This is a genomic window from Lentilactobacillus sunkii DSM 19904 (assembly GCF_001435575.1).
Classification (GTDB): Bacteria; Bacillota; Bacilli; order Lactobacillales; family Lactobacillaceae; genus Lentilactobacillus; species Lentilactobacillus sunkii.
Window position 1 is genome coordinate 1 of the sequence record NZ_AZEA01000002.1, and the last position, 13488, is coordinate 13488.

At 41.3% G+C, this 13488-nt stretch carries 15 protein-coding genes and 1 pseudogene; 5 read left to right on the forward strand and 11 right to left on the reverse strand.

Annotated elements, in window-relative coordinates; genetic code table 11:
• Positions 1-40: 40 nt before the first annotated feature.
• From FD17_RS13395 to helD, 5 genes and pseudogenes are all read right to left on the reverse strand, one after another.
• Positions 41-1012 (reverse strand): FRG domain-containing protein, encoded by a 972-nt coding sequence (locus FD17_RS13395; protein WP_082617102.1) that lies wholly within the window; start codon positions 1010-1012, stop codon positions 41-43.
• 217 nt (positions 1013-1229) lie between these two features.
• Positions 1230-1513 (reverse strand): annotated as a pseudogene (locus FD17_RS13555) (transposase zinc-binding domain-containing protein); the annotation flags it as partial.
• 84 nt (positions 1514-1597) lie between these two features.
• On the reverse strand, positions 1598-3151 hold the full coding sequence (gene guaA / locus FD17_RS02080) for a glutamine-hydrolyzing GMP synthase (RefSeq protein WP_057823176.1): 1554 nt from the start codon (positions 3149-3151) through the stop codon (positions 1598-1600).
• A gap of 82 nt (positions 3152-3233) precedes the next feature.
• On the reverse strand, positions 3234-4163 hold the full coding sequence (coaA, locus tag FD17_RS02085; protein ID WP_057823178.1) for a type I pantothenate kinase: 930 nt from the start codon (positions 4161-4163) through the stop codon (positions 3234-3236).
• 278 nt (positions 4164-4441) lie between these two features.
• Positions 4442-6736 (reverse strand): RNA polymerase recycling motor HelD, encoded by a 2295-nt coding sequence (gene helD / locus FD17_RS02090; RefSeq protein WP_057823180.1) that lies wholly within the window; start codon positions 6734-6736, stop codon positions 4442-4444.
• A 189-nt stretch (positions 6737-6925) separates the two neighbouring features.
• Here helD and FD17_RS02095 point away from each other — a divergent pair, with 189 nt between their 5' ends.
• From FD17_RS02095 to FD17_RS02105, 3 genes are all read left to right on the forward strand, one after another.
• A complete protein-coding gene (locus FD17_RS02095; RefSeq protein WP_057823181.1) occupies positions 6926-7579 on the forward strand; it encodes a histidine phosphatase family protein in 654 nt (217 codons plus the stop codon).
• Between the two features lie 72 nt (positions 7580-7651).
• A complete protein-coding gene (locus tag FD17_RS02100) occupies positions 7652-7939 on the forward strand; it encodes a type II toxin-antitoxin system Phd/YefM family antitoxin (protein ID WP_156653600.1) in 288 nt (95 codons plus the stop codon).
• Positions 7932-8195, forward strand: a complete 264-nt coding sequence (locus FD17_RS02105) for a Txe/YoeB family addiction module toxin (protein WP_057823183.1) — start codon at positions 7932-7934, stop codon at positions 8193-8195. Before FD17_RS02100 ends, FD17_RS02105 begins: the two co-directional genes overlap by 8 nt.
• Before the next feature lie 198 nt (positions 8196-8393).
• Here FD17_RS02105 and FD17_RS02110 read toward each other — a convergent pair whose 3' ends face one another.
• Positions 8394-8711 (reverse strand): MazG nucleotide pyrophosphohydrolase domain-containing protein, encoded by a 318-nt coding sequence (locus FD17_RS02110; protein ID WP_057823185.1) that lies wholly within the window; start codon positions 8709-8711, stop codon positions 8394-8396.
• A gap of 84 nt (positions 8712-8795) precedes the next feature.
• Positions 8796-8990 (reverse strand): hypothetical protein, encoded by a 195-nt coding sequence (locus FD17_RS02115; RefSeq protein WP_057823187.1) that lies wholly within the window; start codon positions 8988-8990, stop codon positions 8796-8798.
• Between the two features lie 112 nt (positions 8991-9102).
• Between FD17_RS02115 and FD17_RS02120 the strand changes: the two genes are divergently transcribed.
• Positions 9103-10290, forward strand: a complete 1188-nt coding sequence (locus tag FD17_RS02120) for a hypothetical protein (protein ID WP_057823189.1) — start codon at positions 9103-9105, stop codon at positions 10288-10290.
• Positions 10291-10408: 118 nt separating this feature from the next.
• Here the strand turns inward: FD17_RS02120 and FD17_RS02125 are convergent, their stop codons facing one another.
• The 4 genes from FD17_RS02125 to FD17_RS02140 form a co-directional block, all read right to left on the reverse strand.
• A complete protein-coding gene (locus FD17_RS02125; RefSeq protein ID WP_057823191.1) occupies positions 10409-10669 on the reverse strand; it encodes a hypothetical protein in 261 nt (86 codons plus the stop codon).
• 116 nt (positions 10670-10785) lie between these two features.
• On the reverse strand, positions 10786-11166 hold the full coding sequence (locus FD17_RS02130) for a MerR family transcriptional regulator (RefSeq protein ID WP_057823193.1): 381 nt from the start codon (positions 11164-11166) through the stop codon (positions 10786-10788).
• A 112-nt stretch (positions 11167-11278) separates the two neighbouring features.
• Positions 11279-11845, reverse strand: coding sequence for a sugar O-acetyltransferase (locus tag FD17_RS02135; protein WP_057823195.1), 567 nt, complete (start codon positions 11843-11845; stop codon positions 11279-11281).
• 22 nt (positions 11846-11867) lie between these two features.
• Positions 11868-12707, reverse strand: coding sequence for an oxidoreductase (locus FD17_RS02140; protein WP_057823197.1), 840 nt, complete (start codon positions 12705-12707; stop codon positions 11868-11870).
• Positions 12708-12798: 91 nt separating this feature from the next.
• On the opposite strand from FD17_RS02140, the gene FD17_RS02145 reads away from it, so the two are divergent.
• Positions 12799-13284 (forward strand): MerR family transcriptional regulator, encoded by a 486-nt coding sequence (locus FD17_RS02145; RefSeq protein ID WP_057823198.1) that lies wholly within the window; start codon positions 12799-12801, stop codon positions 13282-13284.
• Positions 13285-13488 lie beyond the last annotated feature (204 nt).

Consider the following 13488-nt stretch of genomic DNA (forward strand, 5'->3'; position numbering starts at 1 on the left):
GCGTTAACTGGGACTTTTGTCCCAGCCCCGTCGCGTTAACTTATTGAAAAGGGAAAAATTCTCCATCCCCAAGATGATCCGTATTTAATCTTAAATCTATAACGTTTTGATCTCCATTTACCATTTTCAATAAATCATCTTTTGCTATAAAGTTTGAATGAAAAGGAGCGTCTTGATAGGCGATTTCCCAATCTCTCAAAATATTATAATCTTCTGAAAACTCTATGTTCTTTTTTACACCCTCAAAATCTGGAAATAATTTTGTACTGGTGGCTCCGTTTTCTTTTAAGCATTTTTGTAAGAAATTTCGACCTCTTTGCGGTAGTTTAAAGGTTATTTTTTCTAAAAGAATTTCGTTATTCCATGTGTATTTACCGCCGGATCGCTTCAAAGAATCTTCAGGATTATTAGATCGAAGCCAATCAGCTAATATTTCAATTTGAGAGCTTTGAATTTTAGCCTCATCGTTTACTTTTGTGCTATCTATGCTAGATAGTAGCCCCTGTTGTGATTTCATTCTTTCGTTTTCATGATCTGTATCATATACTATTAGCGGTAATTTAGGATATTGATTCTTTAACTCATCATATAAGGTCTTATTAAGTCTATATAGGCAATACTGGTGCCTATTGAAGTCGTCTCTAAGACAAAGCATTTTACAATGATTGATATGCTGATCTACAATATTTTCATCAACAAACTGTTTAATAAAACTGGTAAATGCAAAGTATAAAGCTACATAGACCGAATAACTCCAGTCAAGATAACTAGTGCTGAGTCCATAGTGCTGAGAAAGGCCATCTGCCAGCCCACTCATACCTACTTCTGAATACCCTCGCTCAGCGGCCTTTTTAACAACGTCAGAATAAATACTATATTGTTCAAAACTGACGTCTTTTTTTAACTTTCTAGCTAGGGTTGGAACTAAATCATATTTTTCAAAGGCACACCCTCGATAAATGAAATTGTTATTATCCTTAGCTTCTGAAATGATTTTTTGTAACGTAGCCAATATTGTATTCCTCCTGTATTTAAAGTTTGTAGAGAAGTTAATGCGGTTGTTATTTCCGATCAGAGGTGGTGCTTATGATGTTAAACCTTTAAAGCCCATAAATCCTAACGAAAGGAGTAGCCTAAGTGTCCGTTGCAGAAGCATTATAATTAATGCTGGCTTTCGGTACTTTTATTGTAGCCTTAATTGCATTGATTGTTGCGCTGATCAAAAGTCAGTTAACAGAAAACATATCATCAGCAACCAGATCACTCCACCGTTGGCTTTCGCCGACGGCACAAGTTGGGCAAAACTTACCTATACATTTGAGAGGAATCAATTTAGTTTCATGACATCTTTCACAGACAAATAGCCGGTAACCCTTACGAATATCACCACAATACTGAGATTTCGAACTTCTTTTTTGACAACAGGTCTAACTCCTCGTGAATGATTTTGTAAAAGCTTCTTCCAATTTTGATATTCGTTAAAAAAGATCGTCTGTAGGATATTCTTTTCCATGTCTTCAGTTTACAAGAAATATAACACGATAAAAAGCACAAAATCAAATTTTGATTTTGTGCTTTGAATTCATAAATTAATTGATTATTCCCACTCAATAGTTGCCGGTGGCTTGCTCGTAATGTCGTACACTACACGATTAATTCCATCAACTTCGTTTACGATACGAGTTGAAACGTTTTGCAAAACATCCCAAGGGATCCGTGCAAAGTCAGCTGTCATACCGTCAACGGAGTTCACGCCACGAATAGCAATGGTGTAATCGTAAGTTCGGCCGTCACCCATAACACCAACACTTCGGAATCCTGGAAGGACAGTGAAGTATTGCCAAATGTCGCGGTCTAAGCCGGCCTTTTTGATTTCATCACGAAGAACCCAGTCACTGTCGCGGACAATCCGCAGCTTTTCTGGAGTAACTTCGCCAAGTACCCGGATACCAAGACCTGGACCTGGGAATGGCTGACGCCAAACAAGGTTCTCAGGCATGCCGAGCTTTTCACCAATCTCACGGGCTTCATCTTTAAACAAAGTGTTCAAAGGCTCGATCAACTTAAATTTCATGTCCTTTGGCAATCCACCAACGTTATGATGAGACTTAATTGTCTGAGCGGTATCGGTACCACTTTCAACAACGTCGGTATAAAGGGTTCCCTGGGCAAGAAAATCAATCCCATTAAGCTTCTTGGCTTCATCGTTAAAGACTTGAATAAATTCGTTACCGATGATCTTCCGTTTCTTTTCAGGATCGGAGACACCCTTTAACTTGGTTAAGAATCGATCTTGAGCATCGACTTTAATGATGTTCAGACCAAACTTACCAACCAGGCTGTCCATGACTTCGTCGGCTTCGTTCTTACGAAGCAAACCGTGGTCAACAAAGATACTTGTGAGTTGAGTTCCGATTGCTTTATGCAAAAGAACACCAACAACACTGGAGTCAACGCCACCGGAAAGGCCCAAGAGGACCTTCTTGTCGCCAACTTCTTTTCTAATATGTTCAATCTGTAAATCAATGAAATCATCCATCGACCAGTTTGCTTCTGCGTGGCAGACATTGAAGGCAAAATTCTTCAAAATTTCGTTACCATACTTGGTATTACGAACTTCTGCATGGAATTGGATTCCATAGAAATTGCGGTCAGTATCCTGCATAGCAGAAATAGGACAATTACGGCTGGTTGCCACTGATGTAAATCCGGCTGGAACTTCGTTAACCAGATCACCATGGCTCATCCATACCGGCTGCTCTCTTGGCAAACCTTTAAACAAAACGGCATCATCTGAAGTGATTTGAATATCTGCATGACCGTATTCCGAGTCATCAGCCTTCTCCACTTCCCCGTCAAGGGTATATGCCATAATCTGCATGCCATAACAAATTCCCAAAATCGGAATGCCCAACTTAAAGATGTCTGGATCAACCTTCAAAGCGCCATCTTCATACACACTATTTGGACCGCCAGAGAAAATGATTCCCTTGGGGTTCATGTCTTTGATCTGTTTTGCGGACAATGCATGCGATTTAAGTTCTGAATATACGCCTAAATCACGGATTCGCCTTGTAATCAGTTGGTTATACTGACTACCGAAATCCAGCACCAAAATCTTATCGAAGCTTGATAAGTCAACGTTTGCCAAATCATACACCCTTTCAAAGTTCTTACATAAATAATAAACGATTCAACTAGGTTTGGTCAACATTATTCTGAAAATCCAAACATTAATATTTTCTCAGGTACAATCGATCGATTAAATGATTGTCCGTCTTGTGCATTATCATATCAGCTCGTGACCGGGTTGGCAGGATATTTGCTCGGAGGTTGGGCAAATCAATCGTGTCCCAAACTCTGCGGGCCATATCAAAAGCCTCCTCGCGGTCACCTTGGGCATAGTCATAATAATAGTTCTCCGGATCCTGAAAAGCCGTGTCCATGAGTCGGCCAAATCGTTCCAGATACCACTTTTCAATCAAATGAACATCGGCGTCCATATAAATTGAAAAGTCGGTAAAGTCACTGATATAAATTTGCTCGTTGCTTGGCAGCTGAAGGGTATTAATTCCTTCAATGATTAAGACATCCGGTCGATCAACCAAATCAAAACGATTGGGAATGATGTCATAACTTTGATGAGAATAAACCGGTGACTTGGTAACCGGCACGCCGGACTTAACCTCATTCAAAAAGGCAATCAGCTTTCTCATATCATAACTTTCGGGGAAGCCCTTCTTGTTATAGATCCCGCGCTGTTTTAATTCGGCGTTGGAATACAGAAATCCATCGGTCGTAATCAGCTTGACGGATTCACCGGTGAAGTAGTTGGACAGCAGCTCTTCAAGCACCCGCGCAGTCGTTGATTTACCGACGGCGACACTTCCGGAAATTCCAATAATAAACGGAACTGTACGCACCCGCTTATGCAGAAATCTGGCTTTTTTGGTCTGCCACTGATCAAAATTATTCTTTTGCAGACGAACCATATGCACCAGCGGCTTATAAATGTCGGCAACATCCTGCAAAGATATTTGATCATTGAAAGCCTTGATATGCCGAAGCTCGTTGGAAGTCAAAGGCAAATCAATTTCGCTTTCATTATTAAAATGTTTCCACTCATCTTTAGTGAATGAATAATAGTTTATTAAGTCATCCATGATATTTCTCCGATTAGTCTTTACTCAACCCAACAAGTATAACATTTACTTTCCTTTCAATGTTGCCTGGAATTTACAAATTGATGACAAAGAGGTCGGACCATTGTGATCCGACCTCTTGGTGCTTATTTTTATATGGCATTTCTCGTTCTGTTATTTTGCTGAAACGTGTTCGGACGGCTCAGATGCTTACTTCTAAGGCTGGTTTGTTTCAAGCCCAAACCCCGGCTTCAAACAAACCAGCCTTAGAAACCGCATCTACCGAGCCTTCTCGCACTCTAATCTAACTCATATTCATCCTTCGGCACCGTCTCAAAAATCGGTGACAGTTCCTTAATTGCAACCACGGTCAAGCGATGCATAGCCCGGGTACAAATCGTGTACACCAATTGGCGGTCACTTTCATCAGGATAACAAGCCTTCGATGCATCCCACATAATCACACTATCGAATTCCAGTCCTTTGGCAAGGTATGATGGCACAATGATAATCCCCTTGACCAAACGCTGATTCTCAGTTCGAATCAAAGTTGACTTAATGCCGAGCTCAGACAATTTACCGCTGAGTTCTTGACACTCTTTAAGGGTTTTGCCGATGATGGCGGTCGTCTCGTGATCAGCCAGGTTCAATTCAGACTGCTGCTTGACTTGCTCCACGCCCGCATCCATTCCGTCCTTCACGTAAATGTGTGGCAAATCGCCTTGACGGTTGAATGGAATGATATCCTGGCCGTTGGTCAACAGATTCTTCGTGAAGTTGGTAATCTGTTCGGTTGAACGATAAGATTTGGTTAATTGAACAACCCGCGTCTTATCTTCAGGGAACATGCTCCCCAACTCACCCAATAACTTCCGGCTGTTTTCGTGGGTGAAAATTGCCTGGTTCAAATCCCCAAGCAAGGTAAATCTTGCTCTTGGGAAACTGAACTTCAAGAATGCCAGCTGGAAAGCCGAGTAATCCTGAACCTCATCGATAAAGAGGTAACGGATATCCTTGTCACCGCGTTTACCTGTCATCAAGTCATACAGGTAAATGTAGGAAGAGGCATCTGCCAGTGACAGTTTCCCCTTCTTCAAGCGACCAACTGTTGCTTTAATTTCTTCCTGCCACATTTCATTGGTCACATCAAAATTGTTTAACTTGATGATTTGTGGAATGGCCCGCAGCATATGAATAAATTGATTGTTAATGCTCAACCAGTGGTTTCTTGAAATCTGCCGTTGAAGCTTTCGGAATGATTTAACAACAATTCGTCGGGCAAGAAATTTGAATTCTTTATCGGAATTCAAAATTTCTTCTTCGCCCTCTTTGTGGAACTGTTGAATTTCTTCACGCGAAAGGTTTTGAACGGCTTCTTCAACCCACTTCTTCTTCATTTCAACGTGGATCTTCCGATTCAAAATCTTCATTAATTCATCTTTGGTGGATTCAATTCGGTTGCGCAGATTGTAATTCTCGTTAAAGCCGTAATAGATTTCGGCGATTTTTTCTTTGGGGATCAACACTTCGCCATTAAACATTAAGTTTCTAAAGCGCATATCTTCTTTATTCAAATGATTGGCGTAAGCGCTGACCGCCCGGAAGTAATCCAGACTCCCTTTGATATCAGTGAGCTTTTGCGCTTTTTTATCAAGCTGCTCTGTAAACCGTTCGGACAATGTCTCCACCTGAACGCTTGGCAGTCGGTGGGAGCTATATTGATAGAAGGTCATTTGAACCATGTTCTGCTCGCCCAGTTCAGGCAGTACTTGGTTGATGTAATCATTAAATAGTTGATTAGGTGAAAACAGAATAATCTGACCAGAATGCAAATTACCACGATATTGGTAGAGCAGAAAAGCAACCCGCTGAAGAACGGCCGCAGTTTTTCCTGAACCGGCAGATCCCTGAACGAACAGGAGGTCTGAGGTGGTATCCCGGATAATCTGGTTTTGTTCCTTCTGAATGGTAGTGACAATACTCTTCATCTTGGTATCGGAGCGGTTGCTTAACGCATCCAAGAGCATTTGGTCCCCTACAACTTCCTCGGTATCAAAGACCGTTTTAATCTTGGAATTTTCAATTTGGAATTGACGTTTTAACTTGACATCAACGGTCTGTTCACCATCGGGGGTCATGTATGTGACATCCCCGATGCCGCCGTTATAATAAATACTTGAAATAGGGGCCCGCCAGTCATAGATCAGGTAATGGTCCGGCTGATCGGTAAAAGAAGCCATTCCGATATAAATCGTTTCGTCGCGCTTCTCATCACCTTCCCGAAAATCAATCCGCGCAAAATAAGGGTTCTTCTCAAGCTTATTGAGAGTCCCAAGTTCACGGGCAGCGTGCTCCTGGCGGTTCTCACGCTCGGATAGCATCTGCTGTTGCTGCCGAATCGACATGGCAGTTTCCATCATTCCACTATAAGTTTCAGTTTTGAGCCGGACATCGTTGTTGAAATTACGATTAATATCTTTAACATCCCGCTTGGTTGCCTTGATCTTTTTCTCAAGGTCCTTTTGGGAAATGTGAATCTCATCGATGACATGGTCCAAATGGTGTTGTTCTTGTGTTTTGATATTATCGGCCATTAATTTACCCCCTATAACTTGACTTAATAGTTTAGCATAAAACCGTTATCAATTCAAAAAACATTATCCTTTTGCCTGATAAAAGAACTGAATATGCTTAATCTTTATAATTGGTATACCTGTATATATGACGATATGATATGATATAATTTAGATGTTTTAAATAATTGTATACACAGGAGGACACATATGACTATCTCACTATATTTCGTTCGACATGGCCAGACATATTTAAACAAATACCACCGGATTCAGGGTGTAATTGATTCGCCATTGACCGATAAGGGAATCGAAGACGCAATTGATGCCGGTAAGCGACTGAAGAAGATTCCATTTGATGCCGCATATAGTAGTGACACCTCCAGAGCAATGAAAACTGGAACCCTCATCTTAAAAGAAAACCCATCTCAAGTAAACGATCCTGTACCGGTAGCCGCTTTTCGTGAATTAAACTTCGGCTACTATGAAGGTGAAGACGATGTCAAGACCTGGCATACCATTGGCGGTCCGATCGGCATTAATTCATTCCATGGCCTGATTGCCGAATTTGGTATCAGCAAGGCCGAGGACATGATTGCGGCTGCGGATCCATATAAAGACGCCGAGAGTGGCGACGCATTCTGGAAACGGCTTAAACCAGCCATTGATGAAGTCGTTGCAAAGGCAAAAGATGGTGACAAGATCCTGTTAGCCACCCATGGCACTCTAATTCGAAACGTCGTATCCAAATGGAGTGATATCCCGGTTGACGTTTCAACCAAGAACGGCAGTGTGACCAAGGTTAATTGGGATGGCAAGAATTATTCCGTTGAATACTTTAATAATGTGAGTGAAGACTTGTAAAACTAACGATATGTGTTCACAATTGTGTACACATATCTTTTTTTAAGATATAATGTTGTCGAGGTGATAAATATGCCAACAATAAAAGCAACCACAACCCGTGACATCCGCAAAAACTTTAAGCAATATGCTGACGATGTTGCAGACTATGACGATGCAGTGATCGTTACCAGGCCTGATAATAAAAACGTTGTGATGATCTCGGAAGCTGAATATAATTCCTGGCAGGAAACAAATTATTTATTAAAAACTGACGCTAATCGAAAGGCGATAAGAGAATCCCTATCACAGTTGGACGATAACAATAGCAAGGTACTCACTCCTGAAGATTGGGCAAAGATGGTAAGTCAGCATGAATAATTGTTCCTTGGAGTTCTCCCAGAAAGCATGGGGCGAGTATGTCTCTTGGGAAACCGAGGACAAGGAAACCCTCAAACGTATCAATAGTTTGATCAACGAAATCTTACGCCACCCTTTTGATGGTGCAGGAAAGCCTGAGCCACTGCAGCATGAGCTTTCAGGGATGTGGTCAAGAAGAATTAATAAACGTGACCGCCTTATTTATCGCGTATTCTCAGATAAAGTTCAAATTATTCAATTAAAGTACCACTATTAGCATTTAAAAAGAGGCTGGGACAAAAGTGTAAACTTTTGCCTCAGCCTCTTCTTTGGTGGTGTCATTCTTACTTAGCAAAAACGTGCTCAAATCGGCTGATCCCGGCCATTTAAGGGAATACATCAACCATTCCAGAACCGGGAATAATTGATGTATTCCCTTAAATTCTGGGATCAAATCGCCTATTTTCCCACTCTCTTATTTTTCATTAAATCGTTTCTTCAATTTCTTTTCACTGAACGCCATCAAACTATCAGGATCAACCTCATACTTATCACAAAGAATTAAGACCTGATCCATTACGTCTGCCAATTCTTCATGGAGATTGTACTCACGCTCACCCTTAGTTTCATGTTCCCCAGGGTGGTCACGACCAATTTCAATTGCGCGGATTGCCCGAGACAGTTCACCGACTTCTTCAGTTAAAAAGTTCAGCCGAATAAACGACGAGTATTTGTACCAATCGCGTTTTTTGTAAAAATCGACCAGCCATTCTTGATGTTGCTTTAAATTCATTTTGTCCACTCCAATATTAAAAGCTCGTTATGTATTAAACATAAAAAAGTATACCCACTCATTTTGGCAGAATTCAAGTGAAAATCAGTGCTTCCGTTTCCAGCCAATCCAAAAAATTGCAGAACAGATAATACTTGGGATTAAGAATCCCGCGACAAATACATCACCAAAGCGGCCGGAACCTAATACAGCCCATACCACGAGACTAACAAGATACACAAGTTCAAGAGTTCCCCACGCTGCTACATATGGATGTTGTGTAAACAACTTGTCCAACATTCAATCACCTCCACATTTAATTACTTTTATTGAACCACAAAAATTTGAAGAAATTGTGAACGCTTGTAACTGCCAAGCTCTGGTATAATGAAGGCGACAGGGGGTCCACATCATGAAGAAAATGATACCTATGATTGGTGTTGGTCTGGCCGGCGTTCTTTTACTCGCAGGCTGCGGCCACAAACAATCCAATGCGGAAGATGCATCGACTGCACCCGCTAATTCTACAAAATTAAATAATCTACTCTCACCCGCCAAGGTGAAGGTCCCGGAGGATTCGCAAAATTCCAACGGGGATCAGGTATATTCTCAGTTTTATAAAAAAGGCGGCCAGTGGTACTGGAAGCTGACATCTCAGCAGGACGGCACCATTGACAACAGTCAGATTAAATCAATGAAATCAACTGATCAAAATGATGTTTACAATTTCTCAATGGTTAGCAATAAGAATAAATCTTACAATATGAAATTCAACTGGATTAATGGCGGACATCAGGCATATACGGTCAATGCCGCCTACCACAACGTCAACAGCGACTTTATCCTTGCTGACGCCAAGGTTGCAGGCCAGTGGCAGACCGGCGCTCCTCAAGCTGTTCAAGGTACTTGGGCAACCGACTTTACCGAGAATTCCGGAAACGACGCGCAGAAGCTGCCATTTACCAAGCAATTCCTGAATATCACGAGCAGTGCAACCAGTAGTTTTGTGAATGAATACGACAGCAATCATCGTTTGTACAACTCAGAAACCGCCAATAAGACGTCAAACGTTTCATACAAACAAAACGGCGACAGTTATATCGTCAAATCTTATAACAGTGATGAAACACCGGTTGTTTACAGCATCTCGCTTATCAGTAATAACCAAATTAAAGTTGACGGTTTAACATCGTCTGATCTGACAATGTCGAAATCCGCAACGAGTCCAACGACCTCCTCATCACAGTCGTCTGCAACCTCGCAATCGGGTTCAGCGGTTAATGGATCGACAGCGGCTGCGACGAGCAGTCACTTAACCGATCAGCAGGTTGTCAACTGGATCTGGCCGTATGTCAAAGCAAAGTATCCTAATATGAACGTTGCCTCGACAGACTTCACTTATATGCCACAGATGCGAAATGGTCAGATGTATGTCAACGTTCTTGAAAATCACAGTGCTGCTGTCTTTAAGAACAGCGGTGTTGATACGGGCACTAATCCGCAGGTTGCCAGCTTCCGAGTAACATCTGACGGTGCGTTGGAACAAATGGATGCCACTACAGGTGATTGGAGCGTTGTTTCCAGCGGGTACAATGGCTAACTATTTGCTTCTGCAAAGCAATGACCATTCCAAATAAATACAAATTCAAAATGCATTGGATTGATTTAAGGATTCATTTATCCGTAAATCGACTCAATGCATTTTTATATCAAATTATTTAGTTTTCTTCTGCCGGTACCTGCCAGCCATTATCCAACATCTGATGGTACTTTCGGCCGATCGGGACCCATATTTTTGATCGTAAAATCAACTTCATTGATTCCCAAAACAGCGGATCTTGTTTTTCCTTTGTCGATATATTCATATGCATATATCGTCCATCTTCAGTATGAACCAGGATAAATGGGTAAAATACTCGAGCAAGTTGCGCAGGCACAATATTATTAATCATTTTAGTATCATCAATTAAAGTGGGCATGATTCAAAACTTCCTTTCAACATTTGAATACAAGAAGCATACCCACTTCAACTTAAAGCCAACTTAAAAGCCACTTGATTGTTAGCAAGAATGTTGAATTTTTCAATCACTGACTGTTAATGCACACCCATTTTTCCTTTGTAATCCTTATCAATCTTCTCATAATGTTCAGCTTTATACTTCAACTTGTTGTAAGACTTTTGCATCTTAAAGAGCCGTTCTCCAACCATTTCCAACTGATCGTTCAGCAAATCTTTTCGTGCTTGAACCGTATGGCTACCCTGCCTAAATAATGAAATATAATCAATCAAATACTCCACACTGACGCCGGCATCCCGCATGGACATGGCAAATGATACCCAGTTCAAGTCCTCTTCATCGTAGTCCCGATAATCAGCAGAATCCCGGGAAACTGCAGGAATGGCACCGACTCTTTCCCAATAGCGAAGGGTATCTGACGCAATCTGATACTTCTTGGAAACTTCATTAATTTTCATCGTGTCACCTCATTTATTGCTACTTATCATAAACCTTCGAGTCGACTTTAAGGCAAGTGATTTAGATCAAAAAATAAAGAACCAACCGTTCAAGTCAGTTCCTTATTTATTTTTATTCAGCAATTGGTCTGAGTTTCTTGATCACTTTGGCAGGAACGCCACCAACCATTGAATTATCAGGTACATCATTGGTAACAACCGCTCCGCCGGCAATCACAACATTACTTCCAATTGTAACCCCGGGCATAATTGAAGCCTTACCGCCAATCCAGACATCATTACCAATGGTAACTGGAAATCCCTGAGCCATGTATTTGCGTCGCTGCAAGGCGTCCACTGGATGATTGACCGTGTAGATATCCACGTTGGGACCGATCATGACGTTATGTCCCATAGTAACAGGCGCAATATCCAAAATGGTCAGATTATAGTTGCTCAAAAAATCTTCGCCAACTGAAATATTCTTGCCGTTATCGCAATTGAACGTGGACTGAACAGATACCCGTTCACCGGTTTTCCCAAAGATTTGTTTAATCTTGGCCGTCTGCTTTTCTGGTTCCGTCGCGGGAATTTCATTGAATTCCTGACATAGCTTGGCAGCATTGGCTTTTCGAGCAGCCACCTCATCATCTAAGAAATAGTATGGCTTGCCTGCATCTAATTTTTCTAATTCTGTCAATCAAAGTTCCCCTTTCAAAAAATCATTGTTGATCTGCGGATGAAGACAGATCATGAAGCTTTTCAAAATTCTCGAGATCCTGCTTGTACTTTGCAATCGCTGTATCACTGGAGAATTTCCCGAGTGGCAGCCGTAATGGTAATTCATCAGCATGATTGGTGACCTGATCATAAATAATTTGAGCAGCTTTGTCGGGATCTCCTGCTTCATGATGAGCTCCTTTGGCATTGCTTTCAATCATTTCACCAAACTGCTTATAATCATCAATCTTAGGCATAACTTTCTTTGAAGATCGGCCAGCCCAATCTGTTCTGAAACCGCTAGGCTCAATTAACATTACCTTAATGCCCAAGTCCTTGACTTCTTTTGCCAAAGATTCGCTAATTCCTTCGACTGCATATTTTGTTCCATGGTAGAACGCCAGAGTTGGAAATGAATACAACCCGCCAATTGAAGAAAAGTTGACAATCACGCCTGAATGGTGTTTCCGCATAGTTGGCAGGACGGCTCTTGTCATATCGACCAATCCCCAGACATTAACGTCAAACATATATTTTGCATCATCCAGATCGCTTTCCTCAAAAGTGGCAAAGTATCCTAATCCTGCATTATTGACCAATACATCAATTGTACCAAATTTTGACGTAGCAGCTTCGACAGCCTGCTTAATTTCTTGCTGATTGGTCACATCCAATGTTTGTTTAAGAATTTGACCGTGATCATACTTGTCAAGATAGCCCAGCTGATCAGTGTGACGGGCTGTTGCGACCACATTAGTATTTCCCTGCTGAACCAAATAGGTGGCCAAAGAACGACCAAATCCGGTAGAAGTCCCAGTTATGAACCATGTTTTATTTGCCATTATATATCTACTCCTTTTTGATTAACGGATAATTTTATGGTACAACTTAAACCAAGGTTCAAGTCAACACAAAAGAGAAATGAGGTAAAATATGTATTCAATTGGTGATGTAGCAGAAAAAATGGGAATCAGCACTTCGGCAATCCGCTTTTATGATAGAAAAGGACTTCTCCCATTTGTCGAAAGAGACAATGCTGGTCGCAGAAAATTTAAGCAAAACGACTTAAATTTTCTTGAAGTGATTAATTGCCTGAAAAAAAGTGGTGTGCCTATCAAAGATATCGCCCACTTTATTGACCTCTGTATGCAGGGTGACGGCACTCTTCGAGAACGCTATGACTACCTTGATCACGAAGAAGCTGCGCTTGAACAACGAATAAAAAAGATGAAAGATCAGCTCGACTTTCTCCGATTCAAAAAGTGGTATTATAAAACTTCTGTTGAAGCCGGGACGGAAAAGATCCATTTCACACCTGGAACTAACGTGGTAAATCCAGGCACCAAGCACCAATATCAAACAGCTTTGAAGAATGCAAATGATCTTTATAGTTTGACTAATCTCAATTCTAAAAAATAACAAATAAACGCTGTCCGAGTATGAAAAACTTGGATGGCGTTTATTTGTTGATATTGTTTTTAGTTTTATTCTGACTACCTAGCCGAATTGTGCTCCACCAAGCAAGGGCTTGCATCTAAAAGGCCCCAAGTAAAAATCAAACTCGATTTTCACTTGGGGCCCTCTCCACTTCTACCTAGCCGAATTGTGCTCCACCAAGCAGAG